General features: G+C 49.4%; 12 protein-coding genes. 2 read left to right on the top strand and 10 right to left on the bottom strand.

Features of this window, described 5'->3' with window-relative positions:
* Positions 1 to 13: 13 nt before the first annotated feature.
* From AC0L4K_RS00680 to AC0L4K_RS00660, 5 genes are all read right to left on the bottom strand, one after another.
* The gene (locus tag AC0L4K_RS00680) at positions 14 to 2,887 is read right to left on the bottom strand and encodes a response regulator (protein ID WP_473267888.1); all 2,874 of its coding nucleotides are present in this window, start codon (positions 2,885 to 2,887) and stop codon (positions 14 to 16) included.
* Complete coding sequence (locus tag AC0L4K_RS00675; protein ID WP_473267886.1) at positions 2,884 to 11,250, bottom strand: DUF4347 domain-containing protein; 8,367 nt, start codon at positions 11,248 to 11,250, stop codon at positions 2,884 to 2,886. The genes AC0L4K_RS00680 and AC0L4K_RS00675 overlap by 4 nt, the downstream gene beginning before the upstream one ends.
* Before the next feature lie 288 nt (positions 11,251 to 11,538).
* Positions 11,539 to 12,387 (bottom strand): efflux RND transporter periplasmic adaptor subunit, encoded by an 849-nt coding sequence (locus tag AC0L4K_RS00670; protein WP_473267885.1) that lies wholly within the window; start codon positions 12,385 to 12,387, stop codon positions 11,539 to 11,541.
* A gap of 49 nt (positions 12,388 to 12,436) precedes the next feature.
* Positions 12,437 to 14,578 (bottom strand): hypothetical protein, encoded by a 2,142-nt coding sequence (locus AC0L4K_RS00665; protein WP_473267884.1) that lies wholly within the window; start codon positions 14,576 to 14,578, stop codon positions 12,437 to 12,439.
* A complete protein-coding gene (locus AC0L4K_RS00660) occupies positions 14,575 to 15,834 on the bottom strand; it encodes an efflux RND transporter periplasmic adaptor subunit (RefSeq protein ID WP_473267883.1) in 1,260 nt (419 codons plus the stop codon). Before AC0L4K_RS00660 ends, AC0L4K_RS00665 begins: the two co-directional genes overlap by 4 nt.
* A gap of 295 nt (positions 15,835 to 16,129) precedes the next feature.
* Here AC0L4K_RS00660 and AC0L4K_RS00655 point away from each other — a divergent pair, with 295 nt between their 5' ends.
* A complete protein-coding gene (locus AC0L4K_RS00655; protein ID WP_473267882.1) occupies positions 16,130 to 16,930 on the top strand; it encodes a TSUP family transporter in 801 nt (266 codons plus the stop codon).
* 70 nt (positions 16,931 to 17,000) lie between these two features.
* Here the strand turns inward: AC0L4K_RS00655 and fghA are convergent, their stop codons facing one another.
* Complete coding sequence (gene fghA / locus AC0L4K_RS00650) at positions 17,001 to 17,843, bottom strand: S-formylglutathione hydrolase (RefSeq protein WP_473267881.1); 843 nt, start codon at positions 17,841 to 17,843, stop codon at positions 17,001 to 17,003.
* 78 nt (positions 17,844 to 17,921) lie between these two features.
* A complete protein-coding gene (locus AC0L4K_RS00645) occupies positions 17,922 to 19,046 on the bottom strand; it encodes an S-(hydroxymethyl)glutathione dehydrogenase/class III alcohol dehydrogenase (RefSeq protein ID WP_473267880.1) in 1,125 nt (374 codons plus the stop codon).
* A gap of 134 nt (positions 19,047 to 19,180) precedes the next feature.
* Between AC0L4K_RS00645 and AC0L4K_RS00640 the strand changes: the two genes are divergently transcribed.
* Complete coding sequence (locus AC0L4K_RS00640; protein WP_473267878.1) at positions 19,181 to 20,050, top strand: LysR substrate-binding domain-containing protein; 870 nt, start codon at positions 19,181 to 19,183, stop codon at positions 20,048 to 20,050.
* A gap of 49 nt (positions 20,051 to 20,099) precedes the next feature.
* On the opposite strand, the gene AC0L4K_RS00635 is transcribed toward AC0L4K_RS00640, so the two are convergent.
* From AC0L4K_RS00635 to AC0L4K_RS00625, 3 genes are read right to left on the bottom strand one after another with little or no spacing between them, the layout of a single operon-like run.
* Positions 20,100 to 20,726: a putative bifunctional diguanylate cyclase/phosphodiesterase gene (locus AC0L4K_RS00635; RefSeq protein ID WP_473267877.1), complete on the bottom strand. Its 627-nt coding sequence runs from the start codon at positions 20,724 to 20,726 to the stop codon at positions 20,100 to 20,102.
* A complete protein-coding gene (locus tag AC0L4K_RS00630; RefSeq protein WP_473267876.1) occupies positions 20,719 to 22,329 on the bottom strand; it encodes a two-component system response regulator in 1,611 nt (536 codons plus the stop codon). The genes AC0L4K_RS00635 and AC0L4K_RS00630 overlap by 8 nt, the downstream gene beginning before the upstream one ends.
* Before the next feature lie 4 nt (positions 22,330 to 22,333).
* Entirely contained in the window at positions 22,334 to 25,165 is a 2,832-nt protein-coding gene (locus AC0L4K_RS00625; protein WP_473267875.1) for a response regulator, read from the bottom strand.
* Positions 25,166 to 25,262 lie beyond the last annotated feature (97 nt).

Genomic DNA, 25,262 nt, shown 5'->3' with positions numbered 1-25,262 from the left:
GGCTGCAGAATATTCAAATCTTAATCCTGCGATTAATTTGATTTATAACCTTAAGCAAGGTGCTACATTCAGCACGATCTTGTGCACCGGCGGCTTTTTCTAAAGCACTGGATATATCAGTAAATATATCGAAGCCAACTGAACCACCCGCCCCTTTCAACCAATGGGCATCCTGTTGTAACGCGTCAAAATCAGCCGCCTCAACGGCATCCTCCATCGCTTGAATTTTAAACCCCAACTTATCTACAAATTTTTCAACTATCGCTCTAAATTTATCACTATTAGCAGCAAGCTCGGAGGTTACTTGATCCGGCACGGGCCAACGCGCATTCGCCACTGAGCTATCTTTAGGCGCCATTGCCTCGGCGTCAACCGGCCGAGGGCCGGCTACATTAATACGCGCCACGAGGTTTTCCATTTCCGCCAGCAGCAACTCAATTTCCGCCTCATTAACATCCACCAACGCGCGCTCAAGCTGTCGAGCAAGGTCCGTTAACTTTGGGAAACCAACAGAACCTGCCGATCCTTTCATCCAATGAGCATGACGACCTAAAGCCGAATAATCCTGCTGCTGAAAAGTGGCCTGCATCAAGCGAAAAACGTCATTCAAACGAACAATAAAATGCTCAATAATTGGTGCAAACTTAGGATTACTCAAAGGCAGCTCTGAATAGAGCGGACTCAAACTATTTAAAGGCGAAGTGACTGATAGTATTTCCTGTTGATCGACGTAGATAACCTCGTCCCCTGCCGTTTTAACGACGGTATCAGTTTGTTTCACTGCCCCGAGTTCTTTAACCAGCAGCAATAATAATTTATCAATACTGATGGGCTTACTCATATATCCCGAGTAACCCGCAGCATGGCATTGCTGCTCGATACCTTTCATCGCATGGGCCGTTAACGCAATGACCGGTACCTTACTACCCTGTGCACGAATAGCCTTCACGGCCGTATAACCATCCATACGCGGCATCTGTACATCCATCAAAATCAGATCATAAGAGTGTGATTCAATGAGCGACAACGCCTCTATTCCATCCGCTGCTTCATCAGTATGCAGCCCCTGTTCTTGTAAGACAAGACTGATTAATTCTCTGTTTTCGGCCCCATCATCCACAACTAATATACGAGCTGCAGGGAATACCCATCGCGCGCCCTCTGCCACACTTAACTGATCTTGCCAATTTTGTATCGCAGGCGCACCAATTAACGCCACAGGGCCTTCGGTCTTGATCTCCATTTCAAAAAAGAACTGACTTCCCGCGCCCTCTTTACTGGTTGCGTAAATATCGCCATGCATGGCCGCTGCAAACTTCTTACTAATGGCTAAGCCAAGCCCTGTGCCGCCAAATCGACGAGTAATTGACGCATCTGCCTGGACAAAAGGATCAAAGACCGTCGCCACTTGCGCTTCGGTCATACCAATACCGGTATCTGCAACCTCAATAATCAATCGCTTATGGTCTTTACTCATACGAGTATAAACAACGATACTTCCCTGTTGCGTGAACTTAATCGCATTGCCAATCAAATTAGTCACTATCTGGCGTAAACGACCCGCATCACTGAGTAATGTTTCGGGAATGCTACCTTGGGGAGTATATTTAAGTTCAACACCTTTCTCTGCCGCCTTAACCGACAACACCTGAATAACCTCTTTAATAATCTGGTAAGGCTTACATCTTGTAGACTCGACTTCTAAGCGACCAGCCTCCACCTTGGACAGATCAAGAATATCATTCACTAAATTCAATAGATGCTCACCATTGACTAAGATGGTACTCAGATAATGGTCGTTACTTTGCTCATCCTTGCCATAGCCACGCCGTAAAGCCTCAGTAAAGCCAAGAATCGCGTTCATCGGCGTGCGTATTTCATGACTCATATTCGCCAGAAAATCACTTTTTGCTTGGTTTGCCGCCTCGGCTTCCTCTTTAGAGCGACGCAGCTCAATCTCTTTTTCTTCTAGTTCGGTAATATCATCAAAGCTCACCAAAACGCCGCTTGGTTTACCTTTATCGGCCAACACCGGCGAGCAGTTAACCATAAAGGTTCGCACCCCATCCTCCAGCTCGAGACGCACAGTCTTGTTCATCACCGTTTCGCCACTGGTCAGCGCGGTTTGCCAAGGGAAATCAGCCGAGGTCGAGCTATCGCCTCGACGCCAAGGTAGGCGACGCACTTCATAACCCATCAATGACGTTGCTGAACGACCTAATAGGTCAGAAAATGCCTTATTCGCTAACACCACCTGGAATTTTCTATCGAGAACAATTAACCCTTCTGCCATAGTATCGAGAGCAGAGCGGACTCGGTCCGGTATCGCTTGGGATGGATCTAGTTGCTTCAACATCTTGCGTAAATAGAGGCTATACAACAAAAACAGAATAACGGAGCAAAATAGCAAGAACTGTACTGTTGGACGCTGATAAAAACCAATAATGCCCTGCCCATAGAGCGGTTTAAAACGAAGCTCTAACGCGCCCCATTGCTGATTGCCCGCAAAAATAGGTACGCTCATCTGTTCATCCACTTGCCGATCTGCACTATTCGTCAGCCATGCATCCCGATGATCCCCAACCTCTGCAACCAATCGCTGCGATGCACTACGAACACCAGCGGACAAAATCTCGGCATTACGCTCCACCACCAACGTTAATACTGACTCCAGCCGTATCACGTCGGTCTGAGTGATCAACATCGAACTGTTTGCCGCAATCGCTTCCGCTAACGCCACACGATCCTTAAACCGAGTCCCTAAAAAATCCGGTAAAATACCGAACATAATCGCAATCAGTGCCACACTGATAAACATACTCACCTGACCCACGGCGATACGACTGGTTGTACTTCTCGCTAAGAACAATCGCTTAAGCCATATCATGGTTGGCCCTCTTTATCCGCTTCATCGTCGTCATCCTTGCTCTCGTCGTCTGAACCATCTGAGCTTTCATCGTTTCCTTCGACCATCGAACCCAGCGTTTCCTCATCTTGCCCAGCACCTGCGGCATTACTTTCATTGGTTGAGGTCTTAGACAAAATAGGCAGAGGGTCAATAAAGCGCCACGCAGGCAAAGACGTCAATACAGTGCTCAAGAGCACGCCACTCCGCGCCAGCCAGATAACATAGCCAACAGACAAACCAGAAGACAGTGCGATGGATCCACCAACCATCATGGTATTCAAGGCATGTTGTTGATCGGCTTCGTCCTGAAGCTGGTCAATACCAGCCATAAATTGATCAAATTTATGCAACGTTAACGGTTGGGCCATCGTATCGAGAACCGATTGGAATCGCAGAGTATTAATCTCTTGCGCAATGGCTTTATTCAGCTTATTCGCACCTAGCTGCTCTTTTACATGATCGGCGGTATCAATAATAAATTGTGGCGTTTCATAGACCGTAATAACTTTATCCGATTCCATCACCACAACCACCGGCTCAGGTGTATTTATTGAATCAGCAGGCCCCGAGGCAACATCTGGAGCCTCTTCACTCTCCTCAAGTTCGGCCTCCGGTATAGCAACGACAACACTCTCTACTTCTGGAACGCTCAAAAAGACCTGATTACTCGTCACGGATTCTGCACGCCCCAGTAAATCAACATAACGAGCAATCACATAGATCTCTTTACCGGCATCAGCCGCGGTTAAAACATAACTCTGTTCGGTGGCGCCATTAATCACCACACCACTGCGATACCATTGGTATGCAATAGCACTGATTCCATCAGGATCTGCCAGAGTATTATCAAGCATCAACCGTTCACCAACCGCAACATTGCCACTAATCGTTAAACTACCGGTGTGTTCATGGTTAAAAGGACTAACGGCATCGGTCGCACTACTGATTAATGGCCCTTCAGCAAAGCCCTGATCATCGGTGATGCTCAGGGCGACTCTTAGATATTGACCGACGTCAGCATCATCGAGTGTGTAAGTCGCGTTAGTAGCACCAGATAGATCACTCCAGTTCACACCGTCGGCAGAGCGCTGCCATTGGTAGGTGAAGCTGTTGCTCAGGCCGTCCACATCACTAATACCGCTGGTATCGGCAGTGAGGGTTTGGTCTTCTTCGGCGCTGCCGCTAATTAGTGGCAGGCCAACAATAGGATCGTTCACGGCACTGATGGCAGCCGTTGCACTGCTGACTAACGGCCCTTCGTCAAAGCCTTGGTCATCGGTGATACTCACGGCGACTCTTAGATATTGGCCGACATCGGTATCATCGAGCGTGTAAGTCGCGTTAGTGGCACCAGATAGATTGCTCCAATTCACACCGTCGGCAGAGCGCTGCCATTGGTAGGTGAAGCTATTGCTCAAGCCATCGACATCGCTGATACCACTGGTATCGACGGTGAGAATTTGATCCTCTGCGGCGCTGCCGCTGATCAATGGCAAGCCAACGATAGGATCGTTGACGGCACTGATGGCATCGGTTGCACTACTGATTAATGGCCCTTCGTCAAAGCCCTGATCATCGGTGATACTCACGGCGACTCTTAGATACTGGCCAACATCGGCATCATCGAGGGTATACGTCTCCGCGGTGGCCCCCGTCAGATCACTCCAGTTCACACCATCGGTGGAACGCTGCCATTGGTAACTGAAACTATTACTCAGGCCATCGACATCGCTGATACCGCTGGTATCGGCAGTGAGGGTTTGGTCTTCTTCGGCGCTGCCGCTAATTAGTGGCAGGCCAACAATAGGATCGTTCACGGCACTGATGGCAGCCGTTGCACTGCTCACCAATGGCCCTTCAGCGAAGCCTTGGTCATCGGTGATGCTCAGGGCGACTCTTAGATATTGACCGACATCGACATCATCGAGTGTGTAAGTCGCGTTAGTAGCACCAGATAGATCGCTCCAATTCACACCGTCGGCAGAGCGCTGCCATTGGTAGCTGAAGCTGTTGCTCAGGCCATCAACATCGCTAATGCCGCTGGTATCGGCAGTGAGGACTTGGTCCTCTGCGGCGCTGCCGCTGATCAATGGCAGGCCAACGATCGGATCATTCACGGCACTGATGGCATCGGTTGCGCTACTGATTAATGGCCCTTCGGCAAAGCCTTGGTCATCGGTGATGCTCAGGGCGACTCTTAGATATTGGCTGACATCGGCATCATCGAGTGTGTAAGTCGCGTTAGTGGCACCAGCTAGATCGCTCCAATTCACACCGTCGGCAGAGCGCTGCCATTGGTAACTGAAGTTATTGCTCAGGCCGTCCACATCACTAATACCGCTGGTATCGGCAGTGAGGACTTGGTCTTCTTCAGCGCTGCCGCTGATCAATGGCAAGCCAACGATAGGATCGTTCACGGCACTGATGGCATCGGTTGCACTGCTCACCAATGGCCCTTCAGCGAAGCCTTGGTCATCGGTGATGCTCACGGCGACTCTTAGATATTGACCGACGTCGGCATCATCCAATGTGTAAGTCACATCGGTTGCACCGGTGAGATCATTCCAGTTTATGCTATCGACGGAACGCTGCCATTGGTAACTGAAGCTATTGCTCAGGCCATCAACATCGCTGATGCCGCTGGTATCGGCAGTGAGGGTTTGGTCTTCTTCGGCGCTGCCGCTAATTAGTGGCAGGCCAACGATCGGATCGTTCACGGCACTAATGGCAGCCGTTGCACTGCTCACCAATGGCCCTTCAGCGAAGCCTTGGTCATCGGTGATGCTCACGGCGACTCTTAGATATTGACCGACATCGACATCATCGAGTGTGTAAGTCGCGTTAGTAGCACCAGATAGATCGCTCCAATTCACACCGTCGGCAGAGCGCTGCCATTGGTAACTAAAGCTGTTGCTCAGGCCGTCCACATCACTGATACCGCTGGTATCGGCTGTGAGGGTTTGGTCTTCTTCGGCGCTGCCGCTAATTAGTGGCAGGCCAACGATCGGATCGTTCACGGCGCTGATGGCAGCCGTTGCGCTACTAATTAATGGCCCTTCAGCAAAGCCCTGATCATCGGTGATGCTCACGGCCACACGAAGATATTGGCCAACGTCGGCATCATCCAATGTGTAAGTCACATCGGTTGCACCGGTGAGATCATTCCAGTTCGCACCATCGACGGAACGCTGCCATTGGTAGGTGAAGCTGTTGCTCAAGCCGTCCACATCACTGATGCCACTGGTATCGGCAGTGAGGACTTGGTCTTCTTCGGCGCTGCCACTCACTGACGGTAATCCAACGATCGGATCATTCACCGCGCTGACCGCACCGGAGGCACTACTGACTAATGGCCCTTCGGCGAAGCCTTGATCATCGGTGATGCTCACGGCCACACGGAGATATTGGCCGACATCGGCATCATCGAGGGTATACGTCTCATCGGTTGCACCGGTAAGATCATTCCAGCTCACACCGTCAGTGGAACGTTGCCATTGGTAGGTGAAGCTGTTGCTCAAGCCGTCCACATCGCTAATACCGCTGGTATCGGCAGTGAGGGTTTGGTCTTCTTCGGCGCTGCCGCTAATTAGTGGCAGGCCAACAATAGGATCGTTGACGGCACTGATGGCATCGGTCGCACTACTGATTAATGACCCTTCGGCAAAACCTTGGTCATCGGTAATGCTCACGGCGACTCTTAGATATTGGCCAACGTCGGCATCATCCAATGTGTAAGTCACATCGGTTGCACCGGTGAGATCATTCCAGTTTATGCCATCGGCGGAACGCTGCCATTGGTAACTGAAGCTGTTGCTCAGGCCGTCCACATCACTGATACCGCTGGTATCGGCTGTGAGGGTTTGGTCTTCTGCGGCGCTACCACTGATCAATGGCAAGCCAACGATAGGATCGTTCACGGCACTAATGGCAGCCGTTGCACTGCTCACCAATGGCCCTTCAGCGAAGCCTTGGTCATCGGTGATGCTCACGGCGACTCTTAGATATTGACCGACATCGACATCATCGAGTGTGTAAGTCGCGTTAGTAGCACCAGATAGATCGCTCCAATTCACACCGTCGGCAGAGCGCTGCCATTGGTAACTAAAGCTGTTGCTCAGGCCGTCCACATCACTGATACCGCTGGTATCGGCTGTGAGGGTTTGGTCTTCTTCGGCGCTGCCGCTGATCAATGGCAAGCCAATAATAGGATCGTTGACGGCACTGATGGCGTCGGTTGCACTGCTGACCAACGGCCCTTCGGCAAAGCCCTGATCATCGGTGATGCTCACGGCCACACGGAGATACTGCCCAACGTCGGCATCATCCAATGTGTAAGTCACATCGGTTGCACCGGTGAGATCATTCCAGTTTATGCCATCGACGGAACGCTGCCATTGGTAGGTGAAGCTGTTGCTCAAGCCATCAACATCGCTAATGCCGCGGGTATCGGCACTGAGGGTTTGATCCTCAGCGGAACTACCGCTAATCAATGGCAAGCCAACAATAGGATCGTTCACGGCACTGATGGCAGCCGTTGCGCTGCTAATTAATGGCCCTTCAGCAAAGCCCTGATCATCGGTGATGCTCACCGCCACCCGGAGATACTGGTCGACATCGGCATCATCGAGTGTGTAAGTCGCGTTAGTAGCACCAGATAGATCGCTCCAATTCACACCGTCGGCAGAGCGCTGCCATTGGTAGCTGAAGCTGTTGCTCAAGCCATCGACATCGCTAATGCCGCTGGTATCGACAGTGAGGACTTGGTCTTCTTCAGCGCTGCCGCTGATCAATGGTAAGCCAACGATAGGATCGTTCACGGCACTGATGGCAGCCGTTGCACTGCTGACCAAAGGCCCTTCGTCAAAGCCCTGATCATCGGTGATACTCACGGCGACTCTTAGATATTGGCCGACATCCGCATCATCGAGGGTATACGTCTCCGCGGTGGCACCCGTCAGATCACTCCAGCTCACACCATCGGTGGAACGCTGCCATTGGTAGCTGAAGCTGTTACTCAAGCCGTCCACATCACTGATACCGCTGGTATCGGCAGTGAGGGTTTGGTCTTCTTCGGCGCTGCCGCTGATCAGTGGCAAGCCAACGATAGGATCGTTCACGGCGCTGATGGCATCGGTTGCACTGCTGATTAATGGCCCTTCGGCAAAGCCCTGATCATCGGTGATGCTCACGGCGACTCTTAGATATTGACCGACGTCGGCATCATCCAATGTGTAAGTCACATCGGTTGCACCGGTGAGATCATTCCAGTTTATGCCATCGACGGAACGCTGCCATTGGTAGGTGAAGCTATTATTCAGACCATCGACATCACTGATACCGCTGGTATCGGCAGTGAGGGTTTGGTCTTCTTCGGCGCTGCCGCTGATCAGTGGCAGGCCAACACTAGGATCGTTGACGGCGCTGATGGCATCGGTTGCACTGCTGATTAATGGCCCTTCAGCAAAGCCCTGATCATCGGTGATGCTCAGGGCGACTCTTAGATATTGACCGACGTCAGCATCATCGAGGGTATACGTCTCCGCGGTGGCACCCGTCAGATCACTCCAGTTCACACCATCGGTGGAACGCTGCCATTGGTAACTGAAGTTATTGCTCAGGCCATCCACATCACTGATACCGCTGGTATCGGCAGTGAGAATTTGATCCTCCGCGGCGCTGCCGCTAATTAGTGGCAGGCCAACGATAGGATCGTTCACAGCACTGATGGCGTCGGTTGCACTGCTGATTAATGGCCCTTCGGCAAACCCCTGATCATCGGTGATGCTCACGGCGACTCTTAGATAATGGCCGACATCCGCATCATCGAGTGTGTAAGTCGCGTGAGTAGCACCAGACAGATCGCTCCAATTCACACCGTCGGCAGAACGCTGCCATTGGTAGGTGAAGCTGTTGTTATTTAGGCCATCCGGATCACTGATACTGCTAGTATCAACACTCAGCGTCTGATCTTCTTCAGCAGTACCGTTTATTTCAGGTTGCCCACTGATGCCATCATCTGTTCCACTGACCGTACCGACAGCACTACTTAATAAAGGCCCTTCAGCAAAACCTTGATCATCGGTGATACTCACCACAACACGTATAAGCTGCCCGACATCACTATTACCCAGCGTATAGCTGACACCGGTTGCAGTGCCAATATCGTTCCAATTTGTGCCATCGGCGGAACGCTGCCATTGATAGTCGAAGCCGGCACTTAAACCATCGTCATCGGAAATACCACTGGTATTCGCCGTTAACATCTGACCTTCCTGAGGATTACCATTAACCTGCGGCAAGCCACTGATCGAATCGTTCACGGCACCTACAACCGCGGTCGCCGTGCTAATCACAACCTCATGGGTATCACCGCCATCCATGTAACTAACAACCACATTAATAACCGCGCCAACATCGACATCGTCTAGTCGATACTGACTACCCGTGGCGCCTGCAATGGTGACGCCATCACGCTGCCACTGATAACTAAAAGCGCCTAAACCATCAGCATCTGATAAAGCACTGACATCTGCCATGAGAACTTGGTCTTCAACCGCTGTCCCACTAATGCTTACCCCGCCCTCTGGCTCCGCGTTGGTGCTACCTTGCGCGGCGTAAAAGCTAATGGCATCGAGACTTTCTTTGTTTTCAACTAAACCGAGATCGGAACCATCGAAAAATAGTGAGACTGTTGCTGCAGTAGACCCACTCACTAAGGTCGTTTGCGACACATTCAGGGCAAAGATATCCTGACGCTCACCTAACTCAACATTATCGGCAGCAACACCATTATTGCCGCTAAGGGTTATTAAAATCGTACCCGCCGTTAAATCGACAGTACCTATCGTGTAATCATTTTCAACCAGCTCAATACCTACTAACTTATCCTTAAATAGCTCATCGCCTGCAGCATTTTTTTCAGTGCCGTCAATCAAGGTTGTAACCGTGCCATTTGTCGCACCGGATGTCAGATCGCCTGGGGTAAATAGATGTATTCCCTGATCATTACTGCCATCACCTTGCACGGTAAACAGAAAGCTACCGGCTGGCAGGCTGGTATCGCCCACAATAGTTGTTTCTTCAACCAACGAAATACCAGTGATATCTTTATCGGAAGGATGGCTAAACAATAACGAAAAAGTTCCCGCGCTATAGTCATCGAGGCTGTCTGGCCTGAAAATAACAATATCGCCTTTATCAACATCAAGACTATTTAAATTCGAGTCCGTTAAGGTTTGATCATTAGTGATGGACAGTAAGATATCGCCGGTCTGTAAATCAATCGGAGTTTCTGTGCCAATACTAATATCTCGGGCTACATGATGAAGCGCATCAATATTTGTATTATTGGAGAAGTTTTCAATATCAAAACCCGTTGTCTCGAGGATTCCTCCGGAAGAACTACCAAAGCCACCGATAGTCGTTTGAGGGATAGGGACAGGCAGGAAATTAACAATTTCAGCATCATTCCAAGTCAAGGCTTGAAATCCATTATCCAAATCCACATCGCCGTCGGTAGAAAACCAAAAAGCATTGGTCGCCAATGTTCCAGACCACCCCGCCGGACCTACGCTAAGAGGTGTTGTCGCGTCGACCTGCCCTACTTGATACTCAAGCTGCCAATCACCGCTGAGCGAAGCATCGCCGGTTAAATCATCACTGGCCGCAATATCCGCCGACGTAAGGCTAGCCAGTGCTTGCACAAAGGCCTCCCCTGCGGCTGACTGGGCAACATTACAACCGTAGATAAGAATATCGGCGCTATCGGTTAGTGACTCTTGCCAAAGGCTAAGTTGATCGGAGTATTGGCTTAACGTATCGCTATTTAATGTGCTGTTACCTAACTGGAGAGCACCATCATCGCCATGACTGATCAGGTGAATAGTCTGAATACCGGAATAACCATTTAAGGCGGCGGTAATGTTCTCAACACCGTCATGGTCTGGATTGATAAAAATCGTTAAGGCATTTTGGGTGGTAGGGCTAATACTTTCAAGTAATGTACCGGCATCGGCAACCCGACTATCAACAATAATCAGTTCAGAAACGGTGGTTATTTCGCCCAAACCGCCCAATGGGTCTGCTAAGCCTATATCCGGAGATAGGGATTGTGGGTAATCCACTTCAGTCAGTGGCGACTGATCGGCCGGACTATTTTCAGGGAAATTAGTGATCACTAGCTGGTCAAGATCAACCCCATTATCGCTATCCATGTCATCGGCATAATCCATTGCCACCGATAGTACAGACGTCACCGGATCGGCTGATAACAACAATCTTGGTTCAGCTCTTTCCAACAATAGCACAGCTACTGGGCGAGTACTTATATGTGATTCTGACATCAGGCCTCCAGTCCAGTAGATGCATCCTCATAACCATCAAACAACACAAGTCTTTAATTCCAGCAGGCTCTCAACACTAGTCTCTAAGTGGCAAGCCGATCACCATTTAAGCATGGCGCTCACAATATCTTTCATAGGCATACACAATAACTAAGATATTCGACCTACTCCAACCTTTGATCTCTCATATTGATGACTGTTTTTTAAAGTCTTCCTCTGTTCTCTCCTTTAAACCGTCGAAATATTCACTCGCTAACAACCGTTTAACAGCCCGTGAGCTAACAATTCTTAGTTATTCACAGGCTCTGCGTTCAAGCTCGCATCGGTAAATTTAAGGTCACATTTAATCCCAGCCGGTACTTTTAGCTCCGGATTATCCATTTCAAGCTGAACGCCAAAAGCACTACTACCCACATCGCCAACAGGATCGATAGCAATAATTCGAGCAGTCCTCGCGTGCTGAGCATCAACCTCAGGATAAACATCGGCTAAATAACCAAGCGATAGCTTGCCAAAATACTGAATAGGCACCATCGCTTCGATATACAGAGGGTCTAGGGCAACGAGGCGGACCACCGGGTCTTCATCAATATACTCACCTTGATACTTAAGATTACGTTGCACCACACCATCAATAGGACTAGTGATAACACGTTGATCTAGCAACGCTTTCGCTCTTTTTAGCTCCAACGCTCTTATCTGCGACTGCTCTTTCGCCTGTTTAACTGAGGCCGTTGATAACTTAACTGCACGTTCAGCCTGTTCTTTATCCTGCGAGGAAGCGGCATGGGTTAGATAGACTTCATTCATTCGCTCATAAGACAAACGATCATAGTTAAGGTTTATCAAGCCACCATCTAAATCAGAGCTGATCGCCGCCCGTGCTTTAGCCAGCTTAACCGACGCTAACTCGACTCGATCATCAAGCCGGGCGATATTTTGCCCTTTCGCTACCCGCTCTCCCCGCTTCACCAACACTTCGGTTAGCACACCCGGTGACGAACTACTCAGGTCGATACTCTTGGAAGGACTAATAACGCAATCCAAAGCCGGTAACGGCTCACGTTGCTCCGATTCGGCCATCACCAAGGAGGGCAACACCCCTATACAGATAAAAAAATTGATCAGTGATCTCAAATTAAACATCCTCTTCATTATGTTGTTTAACGGTTAAGCCTAGTGATCTCTACAACGCCTTTTGAAACAACAACTCACGTCCTCGATAAATTAACTCACTCAGTAAACTATGCGGACTATGGGTAAACTTCACCAGCGCCGTTTTTGCTGGCACACGCTGATTAAGAATATTTTCCCAAGCCGATGCCTCACCGGCTATCGCCAAATCCAGATTAAACTGAAACATTGGATGTAATGTTTTCAAACCAGTGTCGTCGGTCATATCAACTAAAACATCTCCCCCATGAGCCGAACCCAGCACGGCATCTGGCAAGTAAGTAATCGCCTGAGGCACCGCCCTAATCTGCTTAACCGCGAGACTATGATCAGGATAACTGGCAAAACGCACCTCGGCAGTCACGCCCTCTCTTTTTAAGCGTTTAGCCTGAGCGACAGACACAACCGCCTGTACCTCATAATGCCCCGACTGATAAACAAAGCCTAGTAATTCTCCCTTCTCAATATAGCGACCTTCTAGGTCCTGCCATCGATCAATAACCAACATGCCAGATTCCGACGCTATGATTGATAGCCCAGCAATCTTTTTATCCAGATGGCTAAGCTCCTTCTGCAACGAGCCTATCTGCTCTAGTAACAGAGAAGCCCGTTGAGGCTCCGCTAACAAAACTGAGTTACGCAGGTTCTGCTTAATTTTCAGTTCAGCACTGACTTTGTCCCGCCGAGCCAATAAATCAGGGTTTTCCAACGCGAGGATTAAATCACCTGGCTTAACCTCACGGCCGGGGTTATGCAACTGCTTCACCATCCCTTCCGTCACAACACGTACCTGTGATTGCTCCGGTAACACGATCACCGCTTCCGTCAGCAACGTCGTTTGTAAAGGTATACATAACACCAGCACAACCAACAATACCGCCGTTAGCATCACCGTACTAAAGCGTGTAACACGGCCCTGGGTGCGCGCACTCAGCCAAATATCATAAATGATGCGGCCTAGCGGTCTAAACAACTGAATCCAAAGTGCCCAAACCGCGATACAGACACCCAGCCACAAAAAATAATCACTCACTAGCGCCACGATCACCAGAATAATAACCAGCCGATAACAGAGCGCGGCGGGGCCATAAAGCAACAACCATATCTTTTCTCGGGGCTGACACACTAAGGGCTTTGCAATTTGTAAACCAAACACCCGGCGCAAGAGACCCTGACGAAAGTAAAGCTGCGCCCGAGTCGCTAAGTTGGGCACCTCGATCCAATCAGCGAAAAAATAATAACCATCGAATCGCAGCAGAGGGTTCGCATTAAATAACAGCGTGGATACCGACCCGATCAGTGCGACCACAAAGCCGATCTCTTGTAACACCGGCTGCTCGCTAAAGCACCAAACCATCAATCCAATTGAAGCTAGAAATAGCTCGGCCATCACCCCAGCCGCGGCCACCAGCATACGGGTTTGCTTAGCGCTAAAATGAGAACTATCTGAAGCATCGACAAACGGTACCGGCATAAAAACCAGCAACATTAAACCAGCCTTTTTAACCCGCCCGCCGCCCTTCCAAACGGCCAGCCCATGGGCAATTTCATGCACCGCCTTTAAGCATGGATAGACCAGCCAAAACCAGACCAGATAAGCAGGATCGCTCGCTCGCATCGCTAAATAAGTATAGAGCTCAGTTTGATGATTGAGCCATAACAGTAATCCCACGCCGATCACTAAACACCAGACGATGGCAAACACTTTACTAAAAAACAAGCGACTCAACGGCGACAGGAACGCCAAGATGGCATTTGGATTAAAGGTAAAAAAAACAAAACTCACCGGATTGAAGGTTTTCCTCGCACGCCCCTCCGGGACTTCAAAGGGGGCTCCGCTATTGGCGACGGGCATCACCAGCCCCAACTCGATCAACTGAGCAATCTGCTTTGCCAACATATCTGGAGCAACCACGACGGGCTCACGCAACCAGATCTGCTCGAGACTCACGCGACCATTTAACTGCTGCAGCACTGTACGTGTCAGATCATCAATACGGTATTGATGCTCCGAACCCTCTTTTTGCATCAACCACCAAGAGGCTCCCCCATCAACACGATGACTGAACTTAACACCCGGTGCACAGACTAGCTGGGCGTTTTTTAACTTAGCCCACCAATCCTCAACATTTATCCCGATGATCCTCTCCGTCATGGTAGCCATTGCCAGCTTTTAAACCTGAACCATTGAATTAACGGATCAAACAGCAGCGAACCTAGCCGAGTTCGCCCGACCACAATATCCGCTACACCTTTCATCCCCGGCCTCAAGTCAGCACTTATCTCACCTTCAATATGTCCCTCGACTCGATAAAATCGCTGTCCAGCTTGAGCGGTAAAAACAGCCGACACGGCATCTAACATGACCGGATAAGCCTGATTACCCAAACCCGTTAACAAAATCTCGCCTTTATCGCCCTGACGAACATAACGAATATCACCTTCATCGACTTCAAACACTAGCCGATACTGTCCAACCGGTGCCATTTCAAACAACACTTGCCCCTGCTTCACAACCGATCCAATGGCCCGTCCCATATCACCACTGATAATCTGCCCGGTAATCGGGGCTCGCAGCGCTAATCGATCAAGTTTTTGTTGTAATAACCGAATATCAATCTTGGCGATATCGCCTTGCAGAGAGAACTGCTGTGCTTCGGAGTAGTTAAGTTGCGCCAGTGCCTGACGATGTTGCTTCTCAGCCACCGCCACATCATTTAATAACTGATCGAGTTGTAGACGAATATCCGCATCATCCAGCGCAGCGACTAGCTGGCCTTGTTTGACAATATCACCGGCCAACACATCAATACTTTTAATGAAGCCGTCCACCGGAATGGTAATCGAGCGTTGCACACTGCCTTCAACCACTACCGGCGACTTAATAGACTGATCCACCGGCAGATATAACGCGACAATGACAAACACCAATCCCGCCAACAGGTAGGCAGGATAAGACTTAAGCCATTCGTAGAACCGTTGAAACAAAGGAGATCGCCTCGGCTCAGCGGGAACCGAAGCACTGTGGGCCGATAACTCACCATTGAGCGGCACTTTGCGAGCCAGTAGCTGATACCAAACCAAGCTCCAATCGATCAGAGAGAGTTGATACCGCGGATTCACATCAACGCCGGTAAAACTGGCTAAAAAGACCAACCGCTGGCCGTCTGGGCCGATAAACTGCTTACTAATAACACAGACTGAATCGCCGTTAACATTAACATAACTAATCACCGGGTTATCGCTGTTTGCCGCCAGATCAACTTGGGGGAGGAGAGGCGCCAAAGCGTCCTCGTTATCCTCAGGCCAACGGCCGATTAGCTCGGGCAGCCCTCTTGCAACCGAGAACACCCCCGCCAATTTGACCCCGCTCAGCATCAAGCAAACGGTTTTCAGCCAATCATTCAGCATTTAGCTCCCCAATACTATGGATAACAAGCGGCATCTACGCAGCCTTCAATAGCCGCATTTATATGAAGCAGTGTAAGCAATACAAATGGCTTAACCTTACATTCAACGGTAAAGATGCACTTTAACATCAACTTAGGTGCTTTAAGTATCACCAATTAGCTCAGAGTGGGATATATAAACCTAAGACGAACTATTCCTCGATAAGGCTTTGGTTAGTCCATATTCGGATTAAATAGCGCTATCACCGTGAGCCACTGAGCTGTTAAAGTGCCGCTGATCAAACGAGGATAGGCTTATGGAGCTTGATGTAGCACTCATTTTATTATTTATTTTGACCGGACTCGCCGCCGGCGTCATTGACGCAATCGCGGGCGGCGGAGGCATGATTACCCTGCCGGTGTTGCTGATCTCGGGCATGAGCCCGGTAGAAGCGCTAGCGACTAACAAACTACAGGGTAGTTTTGGCACCTTTGCCGCTTCATTATATTTTGTCCGCAAAAAACTCGTCGACCTGACACAGATGAAACTGATGATTCTCTGTACCTTTGTTGGCGCCGTCACAGGCACAGTAATCGTACAGCAGCTCGATACCAGTCTGCTGGCATCGGTTATGCCGTTGTTACTGGTACTCATCGCCCTATACTTTATGCTGTCCAAGCAGATCGGTGATACCGAAAAAGCACGTAAGGTTAGCGATGCCCTGTTTGCCTTTGTCTTTACGGCAGCGATCGGCTTCTATGATGGTTTCTTCGGACCCGGCACCGGCACCTTTTTTGCGTTGGGCTTTGTATCTCTGCTAGGTTTCAGTATGGCCCGCGCGACAGCCCATACGAAAATCCTAAACTTCACCTCAAATATTGCCGCGCTGATTTTCTTTGCCATCGGCGGCAATATTATCTGGCTGGCAGGCTTTATTATGGCCGCCGGGCAACTGGCTGGCGGTCAAATCGGTGCACAGCTAGTCGTCAGCCATGGGGTTAAACTGATTCGGCCACTGGTTGTGGTCGTGACTCTAACGATGTCCGCTAAGTTGCTGTTTGATCAGTATCAACAGGGCAGTGGCTTACTTGAACCGCTCTTCAAATTGGTCAATTAGACAGGGCTAAGGCAACGAAAAAGAGGGCCAGAAGGCCCTCTATAGATCGTCGCACTTACCTACATCGCGTCTATTGTGCCGTTAAATAACGGTGATGGAAGCGCAGCTGCGCTTCGATAAAGCTGGCGATAAAGTAGTAACTATGGTCATAACCTTCATGCAACTCTAGCTGTAACGGATAGCCCGATTCAGCTGCAGCGGCCGCAAGTTTTTCTGGCTGTAATTGTTCAGTCAGAAAATCATCGGCCAGCCCTTGATCAACCCGTGTTGGCAGATGCTCAGGCTGGTTACGTAACAAGACCGTAGTATCGTACTGCTCCCAACTGCTTTCATCGTCGCCTAAGTAGGCGTTAAAAGCTTTACGCCCCCAAGGGCAACTCATAGGGTTGCTGATAGGACTAAACGCTGATACCGACGCATAGCGTCCGGGATTACGCAGGCTAATCATCAGCGCACCGTGCCCTCCCATCGAATGGCCAGCGATCGCCCGCTGCTGTGATACCGGAAAAGTCGCTTCGATCAGTTTAGGCAGCTCATCCACGATATAATCGTACATCCGGTAATGTTCGTTCCAAGGCGCTTGGGTCGCATTAACATAGAAACCGGCCCCCTGCCCCAGATCATAGCCATCATCGTTAGCGACATCATCACCACGAGGGCTGGTGTCCGGCGCCACAATAGCGATACCAAGCTCGGCAGCAACCCGCTGCGCACCAGCCTTCTGCATAAAGTTTTCATCACTGCAGGTCAGACCGGACAACCAATACAGTACCGGTACCTTTTCGCCACTCTGAGCCTGTGGCGGCAGAAAGATCGCAAAGCGCATACTCACACCCAGTGTTGCTGAAGGATGGTTATACTGCTTATGCCAGCCGCCGAAGCTCTTCGTCTGGCTTACAAGTTCTAAACTCATAGGTGAATTCCTTAGGATTCGATTAACAACAACCGTTTAGGCTATCGCGATGGCCGCGATAGCCTCGGCCATAGATCGTTACTTATCGTAATGAATTACACTGCGAATACTCTTACCTTCATGCATCAGGTCGAACGCCGTATTGATGTCTTCCAGACCCATGGTGTGAGTAATGAAGTCATTCAAGGCAAACTCCCCTTGCATATAGCGCTCAACAATTTCTGGCAGCTCAGAACGACCCTTAACACCACCGAAAGCAGAACCGCGCCAGACTCGCCCAGTGACCAGTTGGAACGGACGGGTAGAGATCTCTTGGCCCGCACCGGCCACGCCGATGATAACCGACTCGCCCCAACCTTTATGGCAACATTCCAGCGCCGAACGCATCACGTTTACATTACCGATACACTCAAACGAGTAATCCACACCACCATCGGTTAGCTCAACAATCACGTCTTGAATCGGCTTGTCATAGTCTTTTGGATTGATGCAATCCGTAGCACCCAGTTTGCGGGCGAGATCGAACTTAGATTCGTTGATATCGATCGCGATAATACGGCTAGCTTTCGCCATCGTCGCCCCGATAATCGCGGACAAACCGATCCCACCAATACCAAAGATAGCAACGGTTGCGCCCTCTTCTACCTTGGCAGTATTCATCACGGCGCCCATACCGGTGGTTACGCCGCAACCCAACAGGCAAACTTCTTCTAATGGCGCTTCTTTATTAACCTTCGCCAAAGAGATCTCTGGCAGCACGGTATATTCAGAGAATGTTGAACAGCCCATGTAGTGATAAATTGGCTGACCATCTTTGTAGAAACGAGTGGTACCGTCAGGCATCAACCCTTTGCCTTGGGTCTCACGGATTTTTTGGCACAGGTTAGTTTTACCTGATTTACAGAACTTACACTCACCACACTCCGGGGTGTACAGCGGAATAACATGATCGCCTACGGCAACGCTGGTCACACCTTCGCCGACCTGCTCAACAATACCGCCACCTTCATGACCCAGTATCGCCGGGAAAATACCTTCTGGATCTTCACCAGAAAGGGTAAACGCATCGGTATGACAAACACCGGTAGCCACAATGCGCACTAGCACTTCACCCGCCTGAGGCGGCATAACATCAACTTCTTCGATAGACAGGGGCTGGTTTGGTCCCCAAGCAATGGCAGCTTTAGACTTAATCATGGTCATTTTCTTCAACTCGTTGCGGGTTAAATTTCAGATTCGGTTTCAAACGAACATAAGACAGTAAGTATTCATTGTAGTTGTTTATGAAAACAAGATAATCTAGCTTTTCATTAATATACTTTTACGAGACTGTAACAATGAGCCGTTGGGAAGGGGTTTCTGAGCTAATCGCCGTGACAGAAACATCGAGTTTCACTGCCGCTGCCAAAAAACTGGGGATCTCCACCGCTCAGGTCAGTCGTCAGATCAGTGCACTGGAAAACCGCCTCGGCACCAAGCTATTTTATCGCACCACCCGTAAAGTCACTGCCACCGAAGCCGGTCAGACCTATTATCAATATTGCCGGCAACTTCTAAACGGCTTAGAAGAAGCCGAGCGAGCCGTCACCAATCTACAAAATACACCCCGTGGCAAACTCAAAATCACCGCCCCTGCGACCTACGGCGAACAAAAGATAATGCCATTGATCAATGACTTTATCTGCCTCTATCCAGAGTTAGAAGTACAGTGTCATCTCACCAACCAAACCGTTGATTTAGTCGCTTCAGGATTTGATCTAGCCATCCGGCTAGGTAAATTAGAAGACTCCACCATGATCGCCCGCCCGCTGATTTCACGTCAGCTATTTGTTTGCGCGTCACCCGATTACCTAACCACCCATGGTGAACCCCATGTACTCAGCGAACTCAGTCACCATAACTGCTTGCTCGGAACCTTAGAATATTGGCGCTTCAATGAGCAAAAACTGGAACGCAATATCAAAGTGAGCGGCAACCTGCACTGTAACAGCGGATTAGCCCTGCTCGATGCGGCGCTTAAAGGCATCGGTATCGTTCAGCTCCCCGACTATTATGTCGAACCCTACCTCGCCAGTGGAGAGTTATTCGCATTATTGCAAAACTATCAACACTCAGGAGAAGGGGTCTGGGCACTCTATCCCCATAATCGACACCTTTCCTCGAAAGTAAGAATGCTCGTCGATTACCTCGCCGAGCACCTAAGTTAAAACAACAGCACGAGATATAAGGGGGTGGCTTGGACGAGTGAAGCCCCAATCACCCATTAGGTGCAAGGGAGATATAACCATTGCCGCTTTTAAGCAGTGCCGCTAAATCGTCTGGGGTCAGTGGACGACTAAAGAGATAACCCTGCACCTCTTCGCACGCATGCTCTTTAAGGAACGCCAGTTGATCTTTGTCCTCCACCCCTTCAGCCGTGACGCTCAAGCCCATATTATGGGCTACCGCGATAATCGCCTGGGTCACCGCAGCATCATCTGAATCTGTTGTCACATGGGTAATAAAGGAGCGATCGACCTTTAAACGATCGATGGGGAAACGTTTAAGATAGCTGAGACTGGAATACCCTGTACCAAAGTCATCAATGGCCAGTTGAATCCCCAGCGCCTTCAAACGATGCAGAGTTTCAACCGAACCTTCAACATCATCCATCAACATATTTTCAGTGATCTCGAGTTCCAGACAGTTAACCGGCAGCCCGGTATCCTTTAACACCTGAGTCACTAATTTTTCGAGATGCTGCTTAGCAAACTGACGCACCGATAAGTTAACCGCTATGCGGACATGCGGTAATCCGTCTAGCTGCCATTGCCGAGTTTGCCGACAGGCTTCACGCATCACCCATTCACCAATGGCCGAAATAAACCCCGTTTCTTCAGCCACCGATATAAACTCCACTGGCGAGACAGAAGCCTAACTGGTCGCTGTTCCAACGCAGTAGTGCCTCAACCCCAACAATTTTGCCGCTGCACATATCAACCTGAGGCTGATAGTTCAAGGTTAGTTCATTATCTTCAATGGCATGACGCAATGCGCTTTCCAGTGCCAAACGGCGTTTAGCGACCACGTTCATCGATTTTACAAACAGTTCATAGCCATTTTTACCCGCATGTTTGACATAGTACATAGCGGCATCAACGTTTTTCATCAGACTATCAACCGTTTCGCCATGATGGGGGAAAACAGCGATGCCAATACTGGGGGTAATCACGACTTCTTGACCCGCGAGGTCAATCGATCGACCAATAGTATCCAAAATACGTCGAGCAACCTGCTCAGCATCTTTAACTTGGCTAATTTCCGGCAGCAGCACGGTAAACTCATCACCACCAAAACGGGCGACTTGCGGTAATAACCGGTTCGGCTCTGCCTCACTCGTCTCCAAATCAATCGTTTCACTATCGCTCGAAAGATTACCCGAGGACTCCCCATCAACGGAATCAATCTCATCCACACGGATACTCTGTGACAAGCGAGTAGCCATCTCTTTCAATAGCAGATCACCCATCCCGTGACCAAAGGTATCATTGATCCGCTTAAAATTATCAAGATCAAGAAACAGCACCGCGCCAAGGCTACCATTGCGTTCGGCTTGATCCATTGCCAATTGAACCCGCTCGCAGAAGACACTACGGTTAGAAAGCCCAGTCAAACTGTCAAAGCGTGCTAGTTTTAGTACCTGATCTTGAGCCTGCTTAAGCTCTGACACATCTAACATCGTGCCCGAAATCAGTGAGGCTCGCCCTTGATTGTCACAAAATACTTCAGCTTGATGCTGCATATTTCGAATATCGCCGTCGGCTAAACAGATACTATGATTAATACCCGACATAAAGCCTGAATAGTGGCAGTTAAGCAGCTCTCGAAACCAATGTCTTAATTGAGGCCATTCATTCGCAGGAACCGAACGTAGAAATGAGCGAAGGCTACGGGAAGTCACCCCTGGCTTAGCGTTCTGTAAATGATAAAACTGATCGGACCAATACACTTCGCCGGTGCTGATGTGCCATTCCCAGTTGCCCAAGCGGGCAATCCGCTGAGCATTCCCCAGACGCGCTTCGCTTTTCTGTAACTGACGTAGCTGTTCATTGGTATTGCTGGCCCGAATCATATAATTAAGCCGATGGCCTAAGACTTTCCAATTGAAGGGTTTTGAAACAAAATCGGTGGCGCCAGCCGCATAGGCCTCACGCACCGAATCGATATCGTCCTGCCCCGTGGCCATCAAGATCGGTACTAATTTGCCATAAGGCATACTGCGTAGTTGTCGGCAGACGTCAAATCCATTCAACCCAGGCATCTCCACATCCATGAGCACGATGTCGGGTTGCGCTTGTTGAAACAGCTGAATAGCGGTCACACCATTATCCGCGAGCAGAACCTCAAACCCCTCCTGCTGCAGAGAGTGTGTTGCCAGTATACGGGCAGTAAGATCATCATCTACAACCAACACCCGAAAAGGTGTTGAGACTTTATCAATGGCCACCGGGTTATACCCCTTTTGTCTGTCTAATGGTTATCAATACCTGCTTTGCTCTCAGATATTCATTCTCAATTTCTTGCAGTAATACAGGCGCTTGCGCCAATGCTCCATCTCGACCTACGTGCTCTAAAGTTTTACATAATGCGGCTAATGTTAATGCACCCAAATTATAGCTACTTGATTTAAAGCTATGGGCTGCCACTCTCAGTCTCTCCGCATCATGCTCGGCAAGGGCGTGGCTTAGGTGTTCCAAGTCATCCGGGGATTTTTCAAGATACGCATCAATCATTTTATGTAGAAAAGTCCCATCGATATCCATATCAATTAACTGCGAGATGACATGTTCATCAATCGCAGTATTATCAATAGATATAGCGGTATCATCACTAGCGCTCGTATCCGCCTTTATGTCCACCGATGCCGCCGTTGTAATTCCTGTTTGAGGCAGCCAACGCTTAAGTATCTGCTGGATCTGCAGTTGATTAAACGGCTTGGCTAAATAATCATCCATACCCGCCTGCAAGCAACGTTGCCTATCTTCAGCCATCGCATTAGCGGTCAAGGCGATCACCGGCAGACGAGTCAACCCTTCAGCCATCTCCCGACGACGAATTTCAGCGGTGGCCTGGTAACCATCCATCTCGGGCATCTGGCAATCCATTAATACTAGTTGATAATCGCCTTTCTTGAGTAGTTTCAGTGCTTCAACCCCATTGCCGGCAAGATCAACGGTCACCCCCAATCCTCTGAGCGACTGACGTGCATACTCCTGATTCACAGGGTGATCTTCGACTAACAGAATACGCCCAACCATTGTATCCGCGACCACCAGCGGCTTAATGTCTGGCAGTTCCGACACCGGTTGCGCATCACTTTTCGACAGTGTCAGCGTAAACCAGAAAGTCGATCCTTTGTCTGGCTCACTACTAAAATCAATCGTCCCGTGCATCATCTCAATCAACTGTCGAGAGATCGCCAAGCCCAACCCGGTACCGCCAAAGTGCCTCGTCGTTGAGCTATCGGCCTGAGAGAATGATTCAAAAATAACGGATTGGTGGGCGGCAGCAATGCCCACACCGGTATCACTGACCAACAGTTTAAATTCAATATCTTGGTCGTGCTCCGCCAGCAGTTCAGCCGAGACTTTAACCGTCCCTGCAGGCGTGAATTTGATGGCATTACCGATCAGATTCGTCAAAACCTGCCTTAAGCGAATACTATCCGCCAAGACCACGGTGTTGAGCTCAGCTGGCAGCTCACAACTGAGATCGAGCCCCTTTTGCTGTGCCTGCAAGCTCAAAATAGATGTCTGAGCCTGAATAAGCTCAGCGAGATTCAGCGGCTGATAATCCAGTTGCAACTTACCCGCTTCAATTTTAGAAAAGTCTAAAATATCATTGATGATATCCAGCAGCCCTTCACCGGAGTAACGTATCATCTCAATAAAGCGCCGTTGCTCAGGGCTTAAATCAGTATCTAACGCCAGATCAGCCATCCCCAGCACACCGTTCATGGGTGTCCGAATTTCGTGGCTCATGGTGGCCAAAAATTCACTTTTCGCCTGACTGGCATTGATCGCGATTTCTTTCTCTTTATGTACCTGCTGGATCGTATTTCTAATCGCTTTCTCCATAAAGAGAAATGATTCCGCGAGTCGCCCTATCTCATCCGATTTATTCTGCGCAAGATTGACAATTTTACGACTCTGCTCCACCGGTCGAATAAAGTCCTGCTCTGGCAATGATTTCGCGTAGGCCGCTAGAGTGTTCAACGGCGCGGCCATACGAAGGATCAAAATGAACGCAGCGCCAATACTGAGTAAGAAAATCAAACCGATAATCATACTCTGCTGAGCCGCAAGCGCCCGCCCCGGCGCGGCAATTTCAGATACCGGAACAACAACCGCCGAATACCAGTTGAAAGCTTTAAAGTAGCTAAAGAAAATCTGTACCTGACGTCCCCCTGTAAACTCACTCTGATGACTAATTGAGCTTTCACCCCGCTCATAAGCCGCCATAATTTGCTCGAGCACGGAGACTTTATTCCAATCTAAATGTTCACTATTAAAGGAATGCTCGGGCGGCCCGATCAGTATTTGTTGATCGCCATTGAACAGAATGGCATAGCCGCTCTGCGCGACCTGAAGTTTATTAAATGTCAGCCGCAAAGCATCGATAATAACATCTGTCTGTTTCTGACTTTCCTGCTCAACCTCAGCAAAATTAACAATCAATGCCACGGTCCAACCCCAGTCATTCAGGGGTAGGAAATGTCCCATATACCGATCGCTGGCGGAGAAGCCCGGCTTATGCCAGAAAAAAATACTACTATCGCCCTCAGAGCTTAAACGATCAAACCGCATAGCGTGATTCACGTCACGCCCTTTGATATCACGCAGCCCTTCGATCGATATACCCATCAACTGGTCATCCGTTGAGCTCACAATAATGCCATCCGGCGCGAATATAATCAGATCGCCATTCTGAACATCCACATTCGATATCCACTGCATGGCAATACGCTTAGCAACCTCTTCACTGATCACGCCCTGTGCTGCCGCGTTCGCATAACTCGCCAGTGTCGCTTGGGCCATACGGGCCAAACGCTGCATATCCGATTTTATTTCGTCAAGAATATCCACCTTTTTACTGACCAGCTGGTTATAGCCCGCTCGAATATTCAAATCAGCCAACTGCAGCACGTTTCGCGCGGATTTTTGCTCAACAACCAGCATGGCCTGACCCACCCCCTGTTGAGTAAAATACATCACCCCTGCCGCAGTACATAACAGCACCGCAACAATCAGGGCGATAATTTTAAATTTAAAACTGGACAACATACTCAGTACTCAAGGTTGCTCTATCTGCCAAAAAAAATGATCCACAGCCGCTAATAGGTCTGCGTTCAGGTAAAGACCTATCTGCTCTGCCGTTTTC

The organism is Amphritea sp. GJ51-11 (genome assembly GCF_055808735.1).
The sequence above is the reverse complement of the archived record's forward strand: the minus strand, read 5'-3'. Positions and strand labels throughout refer to the sequence as shown.

Coding starts and splice junctions, on each gene's coding strand:
- AC0L4K_RS00655 (WP_473267882.1), top strand. CDS start 16,130: ATGGAGCTTGATGTAGCACTCATTTTATTATTTATTTTGACCGGACTC.
- AC0L4K_RS00645 (WP_473267880.1), bottom strand. CDS start 19,046: ATGACCATGATTAAGTCTAAAGCTGCCATTGCTTGGGGACCAAACCAG.
- AC0L4K_RS00680 (WP_473267888.1), bottom strand. CDS start 2,887: ATGATATGGCTTAAGCGATTGTTCTTAGCGAGAAGTACAACCAGTCGT.
- AC0L4K_RS00625 (WP_473267875.1), bottom strand. CDS start 25,165: ATGTTGTCCAGTTTTAAATTTAAAATTATCGCCCTGATTGTTGCGGTG.
- fghA (WP_473267881.1), bottom strand. CDS start 17,843: ATGAGTTTAGAACTTGTAAGCCAGACGAAGAGCTTCGGCGGCTGGCAT.
- AC0L4K_RS00660 (WP_473267883.1), bottom strand. CDS start 15,834: ATGCTGAATGATTGGCTGAAAACCGTTTGCTTGATGCTGAGCGGGGTC.
- AC0L4K_RS00665 (WP_473267884.1), bottom strand. CDS start 14,578: ATGACGGAGAGGATCATCGGGATAAATGTTGAGGATTGGTGGGCTAAG.
- AC0L4K_RS00675 (WP_473267886.1), bottom strand. CDS start 11,250: ATGTCAGAATCACATATAAGTACTCGCCCAGTAGCTGTGCTATTGTTG.
- AC0L4K_RS00640 (WP_473267878.1), top strand. CDS start 19,181: ATGAGCCGTTGGGAAGGGGTTTCTGAGCTAATCGCCGTGACAGAAACA.